Below are 1,196 nucleotides of genomic sequence, written 5' to 3'. Positions count from 1 at the left end.
AAGCTCTTGACTGAAGCCCCAGTGAATGGCGGCCGTAACTATAACGGTCCTAAGGTAGCGAAATTCCTTGTCGGGTAAATTCCGTCCCGCTTGAATGGTGTAACCATCTCTTGACTGTCTCAACTGTAGACTCGGTGAAATCCTGGTGAGGGTGAAGACGCCCTCTTGGCGTGATTGGACGGAAAGACCCCATGAAGCTTTACTGTAGCTTAATATTGAAGAATTTGAATGTTTGTAGAGCATAGGTAGGAGACTTTGAAGTAAATTCGCTAGGATTTATGGAGTCGACGTTGGAATACTACCCTTGCATTTAGATTCTTCTAACTTGTAGCCATGAAACTGGCTAGAGGACAGTGTTAGGTGGGCAGTTTGACTGGGGCGGTCGCCTCCCAAAAGGTAACGGAGGCGCGCAACGGTACCCTCAGCACGGTTGGAAATCGTGTTTAGAGTGTAATGGTATAAGGGTGCTTGACTGTGAGACTTACAAGTCGAACAGGTAGGAAACTAGGTCATAGTGATCCGGTGGTTCAGAATGGAATGGCCATCGCTCAACGGATAAAAGCTACTCTGGGGATAACAGGCTGATAGTGCCCAAGAGTTCATATCGACGGCACTGTTTGGCACCTCGATGTCGACTCATCTCATCCTGGAGCTGGAGCAGGTTCCAAGGGTTCGGCTGTTCGCCGATTAAAGAGATACGTGAGTTGGGTTCAAACCGTCGTGAGACAGGTTGGTCCCTATCTGTCATGCCCGCAGGAAGATTGAGAAGCTCTGTTCTTAGTACGAGAGGACCGGAATGGGGGCACCACTTGTGATCCTGTTGTAGCGCCAGCTGCACTGCAGGGTAGCAACGTGCCTAATGGATAAACGCTGAAAGCATCTAAGCGTGAAACCAGCTTCAAGATTAATCTTCCCTCCCTTAAGTGGGGTAAGAATCGTTAAAGACTATGACGTTGATAGGTCAGGTGTGTAAGCTCTGCGAGGAGTTTAGCTAACTGATACTAATAATTCGAGGACTTAGATAAGTTCTTAATATTTAAGATTGATTGATAAATTTAGTTTACAAAGTTCTACCGAATAGTGCGGTGAAGATACCGATGTGGAAATACCCGTTCCCATACCGAACACGGAAGTCAAGCACATCAGGGCCGATTGTAGCAGAAATGTGAGAGTAGGACATCGTCGCGCAACCAAAA

At 47.2% G+C, this 1,196-nt stretch carries 2 rRNA genes; both read left to right on the top strand.

The features are described from left to right. Positions 1-1,025: ribosomal RNA gene (locus ABWU82_RS03620) — 23S ribosomal RNA — on the top strand; the annotation flags it as partial. 56 nt (positions 1,026-1,081) lie between these two features. Then, positions 1,082-1,188, top strand: a 5S ribosomal RNA gene (gene rrf, locus ABWU82_RS03615). Positions 1,189-1,196 lie beyond the last annotated feature (8 nt).

The sequence above is a fragment of the Ureaplasma ceti genome, from assembly GCF_040369755.1.
Lineage (GTDB): Bacteria > Bacillota_I > Bacilli_A > Mycoplasmatales > Mycoplasmoidaceae > Ureaplasma > Ureaplasma ceti.
The sequence above is the reverse complement of the archived record's forward strand: the minus strand, read 5'-3'. Positions and strand labels throughout refer to the sequence as shown.